At 60.9% G+C, this 15367-nt stretch carries 16 protein-coding genes and 1 riboswitch; of the genes, 3 read left to right on the top strand and 13 right to left on the bottom strand.

Annotated elements, in window-relative coordinates; translation table 11 throughout:
- Window position 1: 1 nt before the first annotated feature.
- From WDM24_RS06330 to WDM24_RS06290, 9 genes are read right to left on the bottom strand one after another with little or no spacing between them, the layout of a single operon-like run.
- Window positions 2-277, bottom strand: a complete 276-nt coding sequence (locus WDM24_RS06330) for an EscS/YscS/HrcS family type III secretion system export apparatus protein (protein ID WP_166071923.1) — start codon at window positions 275-277, stop codon at window positions 2-4.
- The gene (gene sctR / locus WDM24_RS06325; RefSeq protein WP_166071922.1) at window positions 274-945 is read right to left on the bottom strand and encodes a type III secretion system export apparatus subunit SctR; all 672 of its coding nucleotides are present in this window, start codon (window positions 943-945) and stop codon (window positions 274-276) included. The genes WDM24_RS06330 and sctR overlap by 4 nt, the downstream gene beginning before the upstream one ends.
- Window positions 938-2047 carry a type III secretion system cytoplasmic ring protein SctQ gene (gene sctQ, locus WDM24_RS06320; RefSeq protein WP_338696040.1) on the bottom strand — a complete coding sequence of 370 codons (1110 nt, stop codon included), beginning with the start codon at window positions 2045-2047 and terminating at the stop codon, window positions 938-940. The genes sctR and sctQ overlap by 8 nt, the downstream gene beginning before the upstream one ends.
- Entirely contained in the window at window positions 2047-2583 is a 537-nt protein-coding gene (locus WDM24_RS06315) for a hypothetical protein (protein ID WP_338696038.1), read from the bottom strand. Before WDM24_RS06315 ends, sctQ begins: the two co-directional genes overlap by 1 nt.
- Window positions 2559-3908 carry a type III secretion system ATPase SctN gene (gene sctN / locus WDM24_RS06310; RefSeq protein WP_338824911.1) on the bottom strand — a complete coding sequence of 450 codons (1350 nt, stop codon included), beginning with the start codon at window positions 3906-3908 and terminating at the stop codon, window positions 2559-2561. Before sctN ends, WDM24_RS06315 begins: the two co-directional genes overlap by 25 nt.
- Window positions 3909-3910: 2 nt before the next feature.
- Window positions 3911-4534: a type III secretion system stator protein SctL gene (gene sctL, locus WDM24_RS06305; protein WP_166071918.1), complete on the bottom strand. Its 624-nt coding sequence runs from the start codon at window positions 4532-4534 to the stop codon at window positions 3911-3913.
- A complete protein-coding gene (locus WDM24_RS06300) occupies window positions 4531-5151 on the bottom strand; it encodes a nodulation protein NolU (protein ID WP_338696035.1) in 621 nt (206 codons plus the stop codon). The genes sctL and WDM24_RS06300 overlap by 4 nt, the downstream gene beginning before the upstream one ends.
- A gap of 23 nt (window positions 5152-5174) precedes the next feature.
- On the bottom strand, window positions 5175-6035 hold the full coding sequence (gene sctJ, locus WDM24_RS06295; protein ID WP_338823072.1) for a type III secretion system inner membrane ring lipoprotein SctJ: 861 nt from the start codon (window positions 6033-6035) through the stop codon (window positions 5175-5177).
- A 9-nt stretch (window positions 6036-6044) separates the two neighbouring features.
- Window positions 6045-6545 carry a nodulation protein NolB gene (locus WDM24_RS06290; protein WP_338701017.1) on the bottom strand — a complete coding sequence of 167 codons (501 nt, stop codon included), beginning with the start codon at window positions 6543-6545 and terminating at the stop codon, window positions 6045-6047.
- Between the two features lie 192 nt (window positions 6546-6737).
- On the opposite strand from WDM24_RS06290, the gene WDM24_RS06285 reads away from it, so the two are divergent.
- Both WDM24_RS06285 and WDM24_RS06280 read left to right on the top strand, forming a co-directional pair.
- Window positions 6738-7436 (top strand): nodulation protein NolW, encoded by a 699-nt coding sequence (locus WDM24_RS06285; RefSeq protein ID WP_173643971.1) that lies wholly within the window; start codon window positions 6738-6740, stop codon window positions 7434-7436.
- Between the two features lie 246 nt (window positions 7437-7682).
- The gene (locus WDM24_RS06280) at window positions 7683-8258 is read left to right on the top strand and encodes a hypothetical protein (RefSeq protein WP_338696031.1); all 576 of its coding nucleotides are present in this window, start codon (window positions 7683-7685) and stop codon (window positions 8256-8258) included.
- Between the two features lie 210 nt (window positions 8259-8468).
- Here WDM24_RS06280 and WDM24_RS06275 read toward each other — a convergent pair whose 3' ends face one another.
- Window positions 8469-9542 (bottom strand): ribonucleotide-diphosphate reductase subunit beta, encoded by a 1074-nt coding sequence (locus tag WDM24_RS06275; RefSeq protein ID WP_338823070.1) that lies wholly within the window; start codon window positions 9540-9542, stop codon window positions 8469-8471.
- The gene (locus tag WDM24_RS06270) at window positions 9533-11212 is read right to left on the bottom strand and encodes a ribonucleoside-diphosphate reductase subunit alpha (RefSeq protein WP_414645693.1); all 1680 of its coding nucleotides are present in this window, start codon (window positions 11210-11212) and stop codon (window positions 9533-9535) included. The genes WDM24_RS06275 and WDM24_RS06270 overlap by 10 nt, the downstream gene beginning before the upstream one ends.
- Window positions 11213-11576: 364 nt before the next feature.
- Window positions 11577-11790: riboswitch (cobalamin riboswitch) on the bottom strand.
- Window positions 11791-12470: 680 nt separating this feature from the next.
- On the opposite strand from WDM24_RS06270, the gene WDM24_RS06265 reads away from it, so the two are divergent.
- Window positions 12471-12668 carry a hypothetical protein gene (locus tag WDM24_RS06265; protein ID WP_166071913.1) on the top strand — a complete coding sequence of 66 codons (198 nt, stop codon included), beginning with the start codon at window positions 12471-12473 and terminating at the stop codon, window positions 12666-12668.
- A gap of 482 nt (window positions 12669-13150) precedes the next feature.
- Here WDM24_RS06265 and WDM24_RS06260 read toward each other — a convergent pair whose 3' ends face one another.
- Together WDM24_RS06260 and tnpC are read right to left on the bottom strand one after the other, a co-directional pair.
- Window positions 13151-13741 carry a YecA family protein gene (locus WDM24_RS06260; RefSeq protein ID WP_166213761.1) on the bottom strand — a complete coding sequence of 197 codons (591 nt, stop codon included), beginning with the start codon at window positions 13739-13741 and terminating at the stop codon, window positions 13151-13153.
- Between the two features lie 29 nt (window positions 13742-13770).
- The gene (tnpC, locus tag WDM24_RS06255; protein WP_166213760.1) at window positions 13771-15333 is read right to left on the bottom strand and encodes an IS66 family transposase; all 1563 of its coding nucleotides are present in this window, start codon (window positions 15331-15333) and stop codon (window positions 13771-13773) included.
- Window positions 15334-15367: the final 34 nt, after the last annotated feature.

Below are 15367 nucleotides of genomic sequence, written 5' to 3'. Positions count from 1 at the left end.
GCTAGTATCTGCCGGTGAGTGCGGGAAAGTCGCTGAAGATGCGCTCGGCCTGCTCGATGAGGGGAGCACTGAGCACCGGAGAAAACCCAGCGAGGACGGCGACGACGACCAGAAGCTTCACCGTCAGGGGCAAGGTTTGATCCTGGAGCTGCGTCGCCGCCTGGATGAGGCCGATGATCAATCCGGAGACCAAGGCTGCGAGGAGCGGTGGCAGAACCCAGATCATGAACAGGACGAGCGATTCGCTCAGATGCGTGAGGATACCGGCTTCATTCATTGTCCGCCTCCCGGCGTTGTGTAGCTCAATACCAGCCCGTGCATGAGACGTGACCAGCCATCGATGGTGACGAACAGAAAGAGCTTGAAGGGAACAGATATCACCGTCGGGGACACCATCGACATGCCCATGGCCATCAGAATCGTCGTGACGATCAGGTCGATGGTAATAAAGGGAAGATAGAGAAGAAACCCGATCTCGAAACCACGCTTGAGTTCGGAGATCAGGAAGGACGGAACCAGAATCACAAAATCATCGGCCGTAGCGCTGCCGCGCATCTCTTCCGACCAGACATGTTCAGTCGAGGACAAGAAAAACCGGCGCTGCTCTTCATTGGTGAATTTCTTCAGATGGGCGCGCAGCGGCTCCTGTCCTTCCTTGGCGGCGGTCATCCAGTCATCGAAGGTTTGGTAGCGAAGTTGGGGATCAGTCAATCGGTTGTAGGTCTGCTCAAAGACCGGAGCGCTGATGAAGACGGTCAGAATCAGTGCCGCGCCGTACAGGACAATGTTCGGCGGTATCGATTGGGTCCCGAGCGCATTGCGAACCAGGAAGAGAACAACGGAGACCTTTATGAAGGCGGTGGTTGTGACGACGGCGAACGCGAGCAGGCCGAGGCCGACTGTCACCGCCAGAAGCGCGAGGATGCTGGGTTGAATCTCAGTCATTGACCGCCAACCTGCCGCGTAACCTGACGGCAAGTTTCTCGCCAATCCGCACGAGGTCGCCGCGTCCAATGCGTTGGCCGTTGGCAAGGATATCGACCGGACCATCAAGCGGCCGGCCAAGTTCGAACACATGACCTTCGTTGATAGTTCGCAAGGTTCCCAGCGGCAGCGGCCAGCGGCCGCATTCAAATACAAGTGTGATCTCAAGGCTGTCGATGTCGGCTTCAGAGGGAAGCTGCTGCGCTTCTGGTTGTGTCGTCATATGTCCACTCTTCAGGGGGTGGGATTGCAAGCGGAATGGCCCCCGCAGGACCAGCCTGTCGCGGGCAATCTCGGCAGGAGCCCATAATTGGTCAGCGGCAAGGATGATCTGGCCGCAAGCGAGGGGAATTGCGTCCGGCAGCAGCGCGTCACCTTGCTGTGCTTGACGAACAAGCCCAATCGTGACGCGGAGCGAGCCAATCTGGCCTGCAACGATGACAGGCAGCTCAGAACGAAGCTTGGGCCGCTGTCGCGGCAATCGGCCAAGCAGTTCGCCGAGGGCGCTGAACGCAGGTGGAACGGGACCGTCGAGAGACGGGAATAGAAGCAGGCGAGCCTTCGCTGTAAGCGGACCATAGGAGACGTCGAATTCAATATATGGACCCGACATCACTGCTTTATGGGTGCGGATAAGCTGCAACGGCCGTTGGATCAATCTCTCCAGTGGAGCGAGCAATTGTTCAAGCGCGAGTTCAAGGATCAGCGAACGACTTGGCTCGGAAGGTAAGGTCAAACCACTCTGCACGTTCGCAATCAACGCTTCCACAAGCGAACCGGGCAAGGACAAGACGACCGTTTCGCCGCCGGCGTCAAAGACGCAGTCAAGCATCGATGCCGCAGCCGGCTCGGCCTGCCAGACCAGCCGGTTATGATCCAGCGACAGCGGTTTATCTCCTAGATGGCTTTGCAGAGCGACGCGGAACGCTGCGATTTCATTGAGCCATGAGACCACAGCATGAGAGAGGATCAGCGCTGGTCTGAACGGTGCGGGTTCCCCCGACGATCGCGACGCAACCCTCCCTTCCACATCAGGGCGTCCTGGCGTTGGAGAAGTGGCCATCAGGTCGGCTCGCCTCCCACTTGGCGATCTGATCCCCTCCGGTACCGAAGCACGACCTCGTCATCGGCTTCAATTTCGGCCGCAGCTTCGCAATGCGCGTCGGTCATGCGCTGAACGTCGCGCTCGATCTCTTGCCATTTTTGGCTCGCCGTTGAACGTTTGGCCCAGAGGGTCCGCGCCTCAAGAACGGCAGCCTCGGCCTGGTCTTGAGCGGAACGTGCCTCATCAAACGCCCGTTGCGTCGCTGCGATCTCTTCTGTGAGCCGCCCAATGATGAGATGGTGGCGCCGCTTGAGGTCGGCGACCGATATCGCATCGGCCGACAACATTTCCCGATAAAGCTCGGCTTCAACCCTTGCGCGGCGTCGTTCGGCATTTGCAAGATGCTTGGAAGCCTGTTCGACGGCATCAACCGCGATGTGGCGCCTGGTTTCCATGTTGGACAGTTCACGAAGGGCGCTTCGCTCCCTCATGTCCTTGACGAGCCGCAGTTTAGACGCATGAACGCCATTCAGGCGGTCAGACGTGACATCCATGCCACAGTCTCCTCAAAACTGCATGCCTGGTCCTGACCCTGGCGCAAAAATGCCCGCAACTCATCAATCGAGGCGATCGCCCGGTCCGTCAACGGATCGGAGCCTTGCTTGTATTCGCCGACCTTGATCAAAAACTCCGCCTCGGCGTAACGCGAGAGCAGATCACGGAAGAAGGATGCCGACTTGCGATGCGGCACAGACACGATTGCGTCCATGACGCGGCTTCGGCTCGACAACACGTCGATGGCCGGAAACTGCTCTCGCGAGGCAAGCGCGCGTGAGAGAATGATATGGCCGTCAAGAATGCCGCGCGATTCTTCGGCGATGGGATCGCCCGTGCCGTCACCTTCGACGAGCACGGTATAGAAAGCCGTGATTGAACCGTGCTCGCCCATGCCAGCACGCTCCAATAGGCCTGGCAACAGCGCGAAAACCGAGGGCGGAAATCCGCGTCGAGTCGGAGGCTCTCCTGCGGCAAGGCCGATTTCACGCATGGCGCGGCTAAAGCGCGTCAATGAATCCATCATCAGAACGACGCGCAATCCTTGATCACGAAAATATTCGGCCAGCGCGGTTGCCATATGGGCGCATTGCGCCCGCTCCATGGCCGAACTGTCGGAGGTTTCAACGACGACGACCGAACGGTGCATGGCCTCGCAAAGATGGCGCTCGATGAATTCACGCACCTCCCGGCCACGTTCGCCGATCAGCGCGACGATGGTGACATCGGCGGCCGCGCCTTTGACGATCTGCGACATCAGCGTCGACTTGCCGCAACCAGCGTCACCATAGATTCCGATCCGCTGGCCTTCTCCACATGTCAGAAGCCCGTCCAGGACGCGAACGCCAAGCGGAAAAGGCTGTTCGATGCCGCGTCGCTTCATGGGGTTGGGCGCCCTGCCGCGCAGCGGGCGAACTTCACCAGTCTTTATCGGGCCCCCGCCATCGAGTGGACGGCCGAAGCTGTCGATTACGCGGCCGAGCAAATTGGGACCGACTGGCACTTCCTGCATTCGCCCGGTCGTGACCACTTCTGCACGGCTGGACAATCCGACCATGTCGCCGATCGGGGTGAGTAACACCCCGTCCGGCAATAGACCGATCACCTCGGCCTCTAGTGACCATCCGCTGCGAGGATCTTGCAGGAGGCACAGTTCCCCAACACGGGCCTCCGGCAGAACGGCGTGGAGCAGCGTGCCTATTGCCCGCGTGACCCGACCACGAACGGCGCGGGTGTCGATATGCTTTGCGGAAGATCTTAAGGACGAGAGCGCGACGTGAACATTCCCTTCCCCTGCCGCAGCCTCATGGGCTGGTCGTTGCATGGTCACGGCTCGCTCTCCTGCGAGGACAAACCAAGGCCAAGACGAAGCGCGCGGACCTGCGCGGCAAGTCCAAGGTCGACATTGCCAAACTCGCTCCACAAAACGCACTGGTCCGCCGTCAGCGCAGGATCCGGCTCAATCCTGACCTTAGGTCGGTCGTCAAGTCCATCGTAGGCCGCGAACTCACTGGCCAGCAGATCGGCTTTCAGGGGCGATACGTGAAGGCACACTTCCGTGTTCTTATACTTTTGCTCGATGGCGTGACGAACGGCCCGCACCAGCATCTCGCTCGGCTCAAAGGCACCCAGCAAATTGCTCACGATCTCAATGACCAACTGCGGCAATTCCTGATCCAGAGCGGCCTTTCGCTGCGCCAGTTCACAAACAGCCTGCGCGATCAGCCGTGTCATTTCCTCCGCTCCCGTCTTTTTGCCCTCGGCATGGCCGCGCATCCGTTCCAGCTCAAAAGCTTTGCGTCCCCAGCTACGAACGCGCTGCAGATGTCGCTCGGCAGCGGCGAGCGCTTGCACTGCATCGTGCCAAACCTTGAGTTCGGCTGCCCGTATCAGGGGCCCGAGCGGGCGAATCCGCGGCGCCACCGGCAATGCTGGGACATCGGCGGTCATCCCCTAGCAACCTCCGTCCTCAAATGAGCCATGACCAAGGAAAGCAGCGGGCCTGCGGCACCACGGTAGTCGGCTGCCGGATTGTCCGCGGCGGTCCCAACGGGCAAGCGTAGAAGCACGCGGGTACGCTCAAGCGCTGGAGCCTCGTCGAGCCAGGTGCCGAGACAGACGTGCCCATCATGTTCAATCTGTCGCGATAGTTGCTCCGGGTCGGCAACGGGCGTCGTTGCGACCGCGCTTGATAAATGCCGGATCCCAAAAGCATGCGCTTCGGCACCGATCAGTTCGACCAAAATTGATAGATCGTGCCTTGAAACCAGCTTCAGGACCGAGCGCGCATGCCAGATACTACCTGCGAGCAGGGCAGCTCGACGCGGATCATGCCCGAGCAGCAGGTCTTCGTTCCAGTCGGCTCCGCTCACATCGACTTCGCCGCCAAGCAGCAGCCCGGCCAGTTTTGGCTGCAGTCTGGAACTCTGCTGTAGCCGCAGCAACGTGGGAGGCGACAGCAGCGGATCAAGGCGCGCAGCAAAGCGGCTCGGATGGATGGAGGCAACAAGCTCGCGCAGCCGATCGGAAGCCAACATGGACGAACGATTGGATTCGGTGAATGACATCGATGCCGACATAAGCGTCCTGACTACGTCGCATCAGAAGTGGTCTTCTTGTCAGCAACCCGGACGGCCGGCACGCTCGAACCTCCGCCAAACATGGTCAGCTTACGCGACGATTGTCCGAATTGACGAATACGCGCGCCCAACAACACGTAAGAGGCGATGCCGAATGCGGCGCCGGCACCGCCCACCCCGAACGCAAGCAACGGCGTTGAAGCAAATTTTGCCGGTTGAGGGGAACTGACTGCCCGTGACGACTCAAGCGGCGCCCGCTCAACCGGCACAAAGACGACCGCCACCTTGTCGTAGGAGAGCCCCTCGATGCTGTTGGCGACCAACATCTTGATCTGCGGTAAGAGCGCCGAGAGCTTCGCGTTAGAGCCATGTCGAATGAAGACCGACGCCGAGGATGGGGTCGCATCCTGCCGCAACAGATCGTTCTTCGGCAGAACGACATGAACACGCGCTGAAAGGACGCCATCGATGTTGCTGATCGTGCGGGATAATTCTTCGCTTAGCGCATAGATGTAACGAGCGCGCTCCTCGATCGGTGAGGCAACCAGTCCCGACCCTTTGAACACCTCGCCAAGATTCTTAAAGGATTGGCGAGGCAGCCCCTCGACATTCAGCAGGTCAATCGAATACGCAAGCTGCTTTTCCTCGACCTGGATTGCGCTGGTTCCATCCTTGGCGACAACACGGACCGCATCGACACCCCTACCAAGAAGAAGCGCGAGCATCTCATTAGCCTCACGCTCCTGAATCTTGGTATAGAGATCGGTCTTACAGCCAATCAAAGCAAGAAGGAGCGGCAGGGCAAGACAAATGCGAAGCCGCCGCCACGATCGATGGCCGCCACCGCCACGCCTCTGGACCACGTCAGTCATCATCCTCGCTCAGCCGGCCGATAGCAGCTTGTTCAGCGACGAACTGACAGCGCTGGTGCTCTTGGAGACAAGTGAAACCTGAACGACGTCTCTGTAGACATCGCGCAGACCAACCATCATCGAATCGAAATCCGAACCTATCGGCTTAACCGCCGCATGTGCGCCGACATCATCCACCTGCACAAGCAGCTGCGCAGCCGCCCCCCCTTGCACGCCATTCGGAGCAGGCGCGCCGCTGACTGCGGGAGAAACGGCATGACTCCGGTACATAGTGGAAAGTGCATGAAGGACGCGATCGCCCGGCGGACTTGCGAGCGCACCCGCACGCTGAACCTCTGATACCGGCGGAGCGACTGCCGCTCTAGCTGAGACTGACGAGGCGACGACCTCATTGGAAGACGCTTGCGCAAGGGACTGCTCAAAGTGGGCCTGCTCGCCAGTGGCGGCCGGCGAGCAGGCACTGGAAACACAGTCAGCTGAATGGGGAGAGATCGGCGTCGCGCCTACCATCATAATATAAGGAGTCATTGTGCTCGTGTGATGAGATCAGGCATGGTTGAACGACGAACGGATCATGAGCGTAGATTGGCGAGCTGACGAAAACCTGACGAAGATGCCGCTGGTTACGTCATCTAAAGATCACGTTTGGCCTTCACGTTGGAATGAAATTCTAGGTTTTTTTCAGGCGGAAGGCCTTCGGGAATGCTCATCCGATCCACAACGGTCTACATTTTGAGGAGAGTTCTCCATGTCGGAGTTTTTGTCTATCTGGGATCGGTAAGCGCGCTCGGCGCGTCCCTCTCACTGCCGTCGGCTCCTTACAGCTACACGGTTCTGGATCAGGACCTTTCCGCCGCGCTGCAGGAGTTCGGCAACAATCACAATATCAGGGTCAATGTCAGCGCCGAGGTAAAGGGCCGGATTCGTGGGCGAATGCCGGACCAGCCACCGCGAGAGTTCCTCGAGCGCTTGACCAATCTGTACAATCTTCAATGGTATTACGACGGTCTCGTGCTTTACATATCCGCGGCTCAAGAGGCGCAAAGCCGTCTCATTGTGTTGAACCCGATCAGCTTCGATGCGTTCAGGACCGCGCTCGATGTGCTCAACATCTCCGATGAGCGCTATATCGTGAAGCCGGCTCCAGGAGATGGCCTCGTCCTGGCTTCGGGCCCGCCGCGCTTCATCGCGCTCGTGGACCAAACGCTCAAGGGCCTTGTGGCGGAGGCGCAGGCGCGGCGGAATCCAACCGCTGCCGAAAAGCCGCCACTGGGGTCGGTTTTGATGTTGTTTCGTGGCTCCTCGAGCACGGTCATTCGCGACGGACGACCTGAAAGCCACTATTCCTCAGAAGCGCAGCATCAGGACGGCATCGCGCGCGAAGCTGCAGGCCAGAAGTGACTTAACAATACGAGAGAGCCGAGGATCCGAACTGCATTCGCTTAAATCCATCTGGTCGTCAGCTTTTCGAAAGCCGCCTTACCCAGGACGAGCCTGTCTGGATGGCGGCGCCTCGCATCGACCGCGCCAGACGTGTGCATCCAGGAGAGCTTGAAGATCAACGCGAACCTCCGAAACAGCTGCTTCGGTCTCGCAGGACAGGAGCCTTCGCATTGCTCGAGCTGCTCCATCATGCGGGAGTGACAGATGGATTTCAACGAATTCGGACCATCGAACACGAGCCCGGACACCAATTCACCGCTACCGCCCACGGACGCTACCGGCTTTGAGCAGCAGCTCAACGGCGCTCAGGGTGGTGCTGCGCCACATCGTACCGCCTCGCCCGCGCTGCCGGGGGAGCCCTATTCGCCATATCTGGACGCAGGCCGTCACTATTCGCCGTACTTGGATGCTCGGCACCCTTATTCGCCGTACCTGGATATAGCGCAACCCTATTCGCCAGGCTTGCGTTGGGAGGATGATTCGCATGCGCCGGCTGCGCTCGGTGCAGATCCAGCACCAGAACCGTCCCCGCATCACCTCTCGCAGCAGACGATCGCTCAGGCGATCGAGGCGCATCCTGATTTCGACCAAGATTTGCTATGGCAGGATATGGATAAAAATCCCTCGCACGCCGGCCATCCTCCGCCGGCCCCTCTCACGCCCGGCCTTCGCACGCCGGACCATCTCAGGCTCGGCCTTCCGAAGTTGTACCGCCAGAACTTTCCGAGTTCCGTATGCGGGACGGACGTCTCGCCAATCTGCAAATTGCAACGATTGTGATCGCCTTTTCGAAGTCTGCCGCACCGAAGCAACTCAGCACAAGATCAGACTTCACTTTCGTACATCAGCCCCGTGGGCGGGTGTTCCCCATTATGATTTTCGAGCGGCGTGGATGATGCCGCTTGAGGTCCGCTGTGCCGCCGGAAGCCGCAGCAGAGGACTTCCGCGAACCTCCAAGATGTATGAACGGACGCATGCTGTTCCGGCTGCCTACATACGGCCGAAAGCCGCCCACACCCCGTCCTCGCCGTCCCAGCTGCCTCGGCTCGCCGCCTTGGAGTACTCCGTGGCGCGCTGCTCGAAGAAATTGGCGTGCTCGACGCCATTGAGAATCTCGACGAGCCAAGGCAGCGGATGCGGCTTGAGCTGCGTGAACCCATCCTCCTCCGCCTTGAAGAAGCCGAAAACCGGGGCAATCCGGAGTTGGGTCAGTCGCCAGTCGGCGACATAACGGACGTAGGCGTGGATCTGCTCAGGACGCATGCCCTCGATCTTGCCCAGGCCAAAGGCGAGATCGACGAAGTTCTCCTCCAGCTTTACCATCGTTCTGGCGACATCGACGATGTCGTCACGGACCGAGCGCGTCACGGCGCCGGTCTCGCGGTGCCATTCGTGAAACAGCTTGATGACGCCCTCGCAGTGGAGACTCTCGTCGCGCACCGACCAGCTTACGATCTGTCCCATGCCGTTCATCTTGTTGTGGCGCGGAAAATTGAGCAGCATAGCGAAGCTCGCGAACAACGCCATGCCTTCGGTAAAGGCGCCGAACATAGCCAGGGTGCGCGCGACATCGGCCACGGTGTCAACGCCGAACTCGTGCATGTAGTCCGCCTTGGCGCGCATTTGCGCATAGCTGCGAAATGCCTCGAACTCGGTCTTGGGCATGCCGAGCGTCTTGAGCAGCAGCGCATAGGCGTTGATGTGGACCGTCTCCATGTTCGTGAAGGCCGCCATCATCATCTGGACGGTGAGCGGCTGGAAAATCGGGATGTATCGCTTGAGATAATTGTCACCGACCTCGATGTCCGACTGAGTAAAGAAGCGAAAGATCTGGGTGAGCAGCGCGCGCTCGCTGGCGGTGACGCGGTCCGACGCCCAGTCCTTGAGGTCGTTGCCGAGCGGCACCTCCTCGGCCATCCAATGCGTCTGCTGCTGACGCTTCCAGAACTCGTAGGCCCAAGCGTAGCGATCAACGTCATAGCTGCCCATCGAGTCAAGGAGACCAACGCGTCCCTTGCCGATCAGCGTGCGCGGATCGACACACGAGAGATCGATCATTGACATGCGAGGCACTCCTCATAATCGGTGCGCTGCGCAGGCAGCTGCCGCGGCGCGGCCTCGTCATCGTCGACGATCTTGCCGGCGAACGCCGCGCGCGAGATCGATTTTGAACGGCAGTGATAAAGGCTCTTCACCCCACGCTTCCACGCCGTCCAGTGCAGCATGTGGAGATCCCACTTATCGACCTCGGCCGGCAGATAGAGGTTGATTGACTGACTCTGGCAGATGAATGCGGCCCGGTCGCCTGCAAGCTCGACGATCCAGCGCTGGTCGACCTCGAAAGCGGTGCGAAACACCGCTTTCTCGTGTTCCGACAGAATGTCGGAATGGGCGACCGACCCCTCCTGCGCAATGATCGACTGCCAGGTCACCGGGGTGTCGGCGCCCTTGGCGATCAGTACCCTGGTCAGATGAGGATTACGTACCGAGATGGCACCAGACAACGTCTTGTGGGTGTAGATGTTGGCCGGGATCGGCTCGATGCATGCGCTGGTGCCGCCGCAGATGATGCTGATCGAAGCAGTCGGCGCGATCGCGATCTTCTGGCTGAAGCGCTCCATCACGCCACGTTCCAGGGCGTCCGGGCACGGGCCACGCTCGCGAGCAAGGGCGACGGATGCCGCGTCGGCATCACCCCGGATCTTCTGAAACATCTTTAGATTGAATGATTTCGCCAAGCCACTCTCCATTGGAATGCCATTCGCCTGGAGGAACGAGTGGAAGCCCATGACGCCAAGTCCGACGGAGCGCTCGCGCAGGGCGGCGTAGCGGGCCCGCTTCATACCCTCCGGCGCCGTCGTGATGAAGTGGGTGAGCACGTTGTCGAGGAAGCGCATGACGTCCTCGATGAAGCCGGGTTCCTCATTCCATTGGTCCCGAGTCTCGAGGTTGAGCGATGACAGACAGCACACCGCGGTGCGCTCCTCGCCGCGATGGTCGATGCCGGTCGGGAGCGTAATCTCGCTGCACAGGTTGGAGGTCGAGACCTTGAGACCGAGCTCGCGCTGGTGCTTGGGAAGCGCGCGATTCACAGTGTCGATGAACAAGAGATAAGGCTCGCCTGTCTGCAACCGGTTCTCAAGAATGCGTTGCCATAGCTGTCGCGCGTCGATCTCGCGGACGACCTCGTTCGTCTTCGGGCTGCGCAGAGCGAACGCGGTGCCGGCGCCCACGGCACGCATGAGCTCGTCGGTGAGGTTGATGCCGTGATGCAGGTTGAGGCTCTTGCGGTTGAAGTCGCCGGACGCCTTGCGGATCTCGAGAAACTCCTCGATCTCGGGATGCTGGATATCGAGATAGACCGCCGCCGAGCCGCGCCGCAACGAGCCCTGGCCGATCGCCAGCGTCAGGCCGTCCATGACGTGGATGAACGGGATGACGCCTGAGCTGACGCCGCCCTTCACCTTCTCTCCGATCGAGCGAACATTGCCCCAGTACGTGCCGATACCGCCCCCGTTGGAGGCAAGCCACACGTTTTCGTCCCAGGTGCCAACGATGCCTTCGAGCGAGTCCGACACCGAGTTAAGGAAGCACGAGATTGGCAGGCCGCGCGTGGTGCCGCCATTGGACAGCACCGGCGTGGCTGGCATGAACCACAGCCGAGACATCGCGTCATAGAGACGTTGGGCGTGCGCAACATCGTCCGCGAAGGCACAGGACACCCGCGCGAACATGTCCTGGACGCTTTCGCCGACGAGCAGAACGATCGGCGCGTTAGCTTGCCGAACGCGGTCAGCAGGCCGTCGCGCGATCGATCGAGCGTGAGATCGGACGGCTTTGGCAATGGCGCGAGAGGCCGCGGCAGCGGAGGCGATGACGGCGGCGGCACAACACACCGCTGAGGCGCGGCAGACTTTGGCCGCGCCGGCCACGGCCGCACACTCGGCCACTCAATTAGATGACCATGCTGATTGAAATCGTAAGACGGCGACATCGGCAACCCCGCGATGTTAGGGGGTGAAGCCACGCGCACGACTTGCGAGGAGACGGGTCAAACGTCCCAGGCTGCAAGCGACGCACGGGGCACCCCGCCCGAGGACGTTCTATTCTGTCGCGGCCGGTCTCCTGGCTCGCGGGTCGCTGCGGCTGTCGGCCTTCCCGGTGCTGTCGCGGCCAGTGACCATTATGACAACCGCTCGCCGCTTACAGTTGCGGGGGCAGCCCCGGAATAGCCGTTACCGGCGCACCGGGTTCTCTCTTAGCTTCCACCCTACTAGATGCAGAATGGAAGACCGTGGCAGATCTACATACAGACGCCGCGCGTCGAGATTCGTCAAGGCTTGTGGCAGGGGAGTCGAGACGCAGGACGCCACGTCCGCTCCGGGTCCGGGCCCGCAACGCTGTGTTCGAGCAAATGCCCCCCCCTGCTTCGGCCCATTCTGTGAAAAGAGTGGCAGCATTTTGATTTCGATGCTCCGTCGCGATGACGGGTGCCTATGCGAGTCCGCGTTGGATAGGAATCCGTTCGGCGAAGGTTCTGGGCGATGCTGGCGAGGGATAATCTCATGACGCGCAACGTTTGGCTTGCAATTCAAAGCGGTCGAGAATGCGATCGAGCTGCGCCAGCAAGGTGTTGCTCTTCTTGTGGAACTGGCGTGAGGTGCGTCCTGCCATGATCGTGCGATCTCGGTGGCTTGCCGCGCGCGCCAGATCGAGCGCGATAGCTCCACAAATGCTTGTGGTACCACTGAGCCTTCAACGCGCAACAGTCGCCGTCGCGCTTGCTGACGTGGCCAAGTGTTTTGGCGCCATGATTTACCAGAGCTCCGATCGCAGTAATGACCGTGCCGGCACAACGGTTGTCCTCACTTGCGTGGTCATGGATGAAGCCGCCAAGGAGGCTCGATCTTAGTCAGCTTTTCGCAAGCTGTCCCTGCTAGCATGAAGCGGATAGGTCATCTCGCGGCGACGCCGCTATCCGGGTGTTACGACATGAACGCAGCCGATATTAATGCAACAGCGCCGCAGGTTGGCGCCCCCTCCGACACCGCCGAGAGCGGCGGCGATGACACGCGTGCAGCGCTACTGCGCCGAGCATTCGAAAAGGCTCTCGTTTCCGTCGCCACGCAAGTCATAAGCGATTCCCAGTCGGATATGGATGAGGCCATGAGCGAGCTTGATGATGGGTGAGCCGAAGCTCGGCGCCACATAGAGATACAGCCCGCGTAGTAATCGAATCGAAGACGTGCCAAGTGAAACTTGGCACGTGCCACCAATTAGATGCGCATTCAATGATCTCAGATCCGAGCTGCGAGCGGGTCCCGCGAATCCGAATGCACCGGGATCTTTTTGGCGGCGGGCTGCTGCGATTTCCTTTTAACGTCCCTAGCAGCTTACTTTGACGGGAATGGCGATGCTCAAAGCCCATAGCGCCTCCGGCTTCCTGAGAAGCTGATGGATGTTCGGGGGGCGCAAGGGTTCACGCCCGGCTTCGGAGGCTAAAGACAGGCAGAGCTCAACGCGAGGCAGGGCTTGTGCTTTTGAGCCGAGGGTAGATCGCGCCGTCGAGGCAGCCCTCAATCCAATTTGCGATCTTGACGGGATTTTCACTGCGACGCTTGCGTCGGCATGACTTTGACAGTAACCGGTATGAGCTCCCACGTCTGCGGAGATCAGCGGGCGCGTGGGTAGCGGATCGGCATCCAATATTGGCGCATGGCCTCGACGACCGCTGGAATATCGGCGTAGGCGTTACGCAGAAAGTCGGCAGTCTCGCGGCCGCTTCGGGGGGATCCGAGCATCGGCTGCCCCTGATCGTCGCGACAGTGCAACAGAATGGGCAGAAGCAGGCCGTGATTGACATTGCTGGTGTCCAGCATCGGCGCCCACGCCGACAGCCTGAGCCGCATCGCGGCATGGAAACCCTGGCACCAGGGACGCGGATCGACGTCGCCATTGGGGTTGCGCCGGTGTATCGGCTCGAACCGATCGGGGGCAGTCGAGAGGGTGTTGCTGATGTCGTTGTGGCGCAGCGCAACGGCGGAGATCGCGGCGAACTCCGGCGTGCCGCCATGGTTGAACGCGTCGGCATCGATCGCGAGCAGCGGGCAGATCCAATCGAGCGGGCTCATCGAGACCGGTCCGGCTACGATCGCGGCAGCATAGCCGTCGAGCATGGGAATGCTAGTGGCGGCAGGATGGCGATCGATGCGAGCCTGGAGCCATCGCTCGAGGTCCGCAAGCGGCATCGCGGCTGACGGCATCGACGATGCTGCTTTATGGCGACGTGGGCTCATGCCGCTGCCTGCGGTGTGCGCCGGCGCGCCGCCTTCCAGTTCCAGGCGAGCAGCTCGTGCAGCTGATGGCTCTTGGTTCGCCCGGACACGATGCGCTCCAGCACATCGGCCAGGTAGGCCTGCGGGTCGAGCTCATGGAGTTTTGCCGTGTTCACGAGCGACGCCAGGATCGCCCAGCTCTCGGCGCCGCCTTCGCTGCCGCTGAACAATGAGTTGCGTCTTCCCATCGCAATCGGGCGCATGGAACGCTCGACTGTGTTGCTGTCAACCTCGACACGGCCGTCGCGGAGAAACAGCGTCAACCCGTCCCAGTGATTGAGTGCGTAGTTGATGGCCTCCGCCAGCTTCGATTGGGAGAAGAGCTGGCCGACCATTGTGGTCAGGCGCGTCCTGAGCGCCTCCATCAATGGAGCGGACCTGGTGCGGCGGGTGGCCAGCCGCTGCTCGGCATTGCTGCCGCGGATCTCTGCTTCGATGGCATAGACCGCCTGCAGGCGCTCGATCACTTCGCGAGCGAACGGCGACTGGGTCGTCTTATACACGTCGACGAATTTGCGTCGGGCGTGGGCGAGACAAAAGGCGAGCTGGATCGCGTCGCCATGATCGCGGGCGAGCGCTTTGTAGGCTGCATAACCGTCGACCTGCAGAATGCCGGAAAAGCCCGTCAACTGTCTGGCGATCTCCGCCGTGCCGCGGCCGTCGGCGAACACGTAGGCCACCGCCGGCGGCGAGGGGCCGCCCCATGGCCGGTCATCCATCGCATGCGCCAAGAACTGGCAGATGCGCGGGCGATGTCGTCCGGGATCGAGCACCGGCATCGGCGTCTCGTCGCAGAACAGGCGCGGCGCAGCCTGGATGGTGCGCAGCTGGAGCTCATAGAGGCTCCTGAGCCACCAGGCCGCTCGCTTCACCCAGCCGGCGAGCGTCGCCCGGTCGAGATGGACACCCTGGCCGGCCAGAATTTGCACCTGTCGGTAAAGCGGCAGATACCAGGCGAACTTCGAGACTACCACGTGGCTCACGAGTGCCGTCGAGGCCATGCCGCTCTCGATTAGGCGCGGCAGCACCTTCGCCTGGATCACACCATCGGTGCAGCGGCGGCAGCCGTACTTGGGACGGACCGTCCGCAACACCCGCAGGATCGCCGGGATGATGTCCAGCACCTCGCTGACGTCCTCGCCGATCTTGTGAAGCTGGCCCTGACAACACGGGCATGCGGTCGCCTCCGGCTCCAGCACCTGCTCGCAGCGCGGCAGGTGCTTGGGCAGCGCGCCGATGTTGCGGCGCGCCTTCTTCCGCAGTGGTTTGCCGGGCGGCTTTGCCGCGGCTGCATCGTCGTTGGCAGCTGCAGGCGGCGTGACGCCGGTCTCAAGGTCGCCAAGCTCAAGTGCGAGCTGCTCGGCCACGAGCGCGGCAAGCCGCTCCGAGCGCTTCCCGAAGATCATGTCCTTGAACGTCTGCATTGCTACGCGCAGCTTCTCGTTCTCAGCGTCAAGCGCGAGCACCATCTCGGTCAGAGCTGCTGGATCGGCCGGAAGAGCGTCGGGGCGAATCGCCATGATCAGACGATACATCCGTGTGACCCACGCTCCA

Origin of the sequence: Bradyrhizobium sp. 27S5, from assembly GCF_037217225.1 — a bacterium.
Taxonomy (GTDB): domain Bacteria; phylum Pseudomonadota; class Alphaproteobacteria; order Rhizobiales; family Xanthobacteraceae; genus Bradyrhizobium; species Bradyrhizobium septentrionale.
This window is presented reverse-complemented; position numbering and strand designations above follow the sequence as displayed.

Bases quoted from the DNA above. Each gene is read 5' to 3' on its own strand.
- WDM24_RS06330 (WP_166071923.1), bottom strand. From the start codon at position 277: ATGAATGAAGCCGGTATCCTCACGCATCTGAGCGAATCGCTCGTCCTG.
- sctR (WP_166071922.1), bottom strand. From the start codon at position 945: ATGACTGAGATTCAACCCAGCATCCTCGCGCTTCTGGCGGTGACAGTC.
- sctQ (WP_338696040.1), bottom strand. From the start codon at position 2,047: ATGGCCACTTCTCCAACGCCAGGACGCCCTGATGTGGAAGGGAGGGTT.
- WDM24_RS06315 (WP_338696038.1), bottom strand. From the start codon at position 2,583: ATGGATGTCACGTCTGACCGCCTGAATGGCGTTCATGCGTCTAAACTG.
- sctN (WP_338824911.1), bottom strand. From the start codon at position 3,908: ATGCAACGACCAGCCCATGAGGCTGCGGCAGGGGAAGGGAATGTTCAC.
- sctL (WP_166071918.1), bottom strand. From the start codon at position 4,534: ATGACCGCCGATGTCCCAGCATTGCCGGTGGCGCCGCGGATTCGCCCG.
- WDM24_RS06300 (WP_338696035.1), bottom strand. From the start codon at position 5,151: ATGTCATTCACCGAATCCAATCGTTCGTCCATGTTGGCTTCCGATCGG.
- sctJ (WP_338823072.1), bottom strand. From the start codon at position 6,035: ATGACTGACGTGGTCCAGAGGCGTGGCGGTGGCGGCCATCGATCGTGG.
- WDM24_RS06290 (WP_338701017.1), bottom strand. From the start codon at position 6,545: ATGGTAGGCGCGACGCCGATCTCTCCCCATTCAGCTGACTGTGTTTCC.
- WDM24_RS06285 (WP_173643971.1), top strand. From the start codon at position 6,738: ATGCTCATCCGATCCACAACGGTCTACATTTTGAGGAGAGTTCTCCAT.
- WDM24_RS06280 (WP_338696031.1), top strand. From the start codon at position 7,683: ATGGATTTCAACGAATTCGGACCATCGAACACGAGCCCGGACACCAAT.
- WDM24_RS06275 (WP_338823070.1), bottom strand. From the start codon at position 9,542: ATGTCAATGATCGATCTCTCGTGTGTCGATCCGCGCACGCTGATCGGC.
- WDM24_RS06270 (WP_414645693.1), bottom strand. From the start codon at position 11,212: ATGTTCGCGCGGGTGTCCTGTGCCTTCGCGGACGATGTTGCGCACGCC.
- WDM24_RS06265 (WP_166071913.1), top strand. From the start codon at position 12,471: ATGAACGCAGCCGATATTAATGCAACAGCGCCGCAGGTTGGCGCCCCC.
- WDM24_RS06260 (WP_166213761.1), bottom strand. From the start codon at position 13,741: ATGCCGTCAGCCGCGATGCCGCTTGCGGACCTCGAGCGATGGCTCCAG.
- tnpC (WP_166213760.1), bottom strand. From the start codon at position 15,333: ATGGCGATTCGCCCCGACGCTCTTCCGGCCGATCCAGCAGCTCTGACC.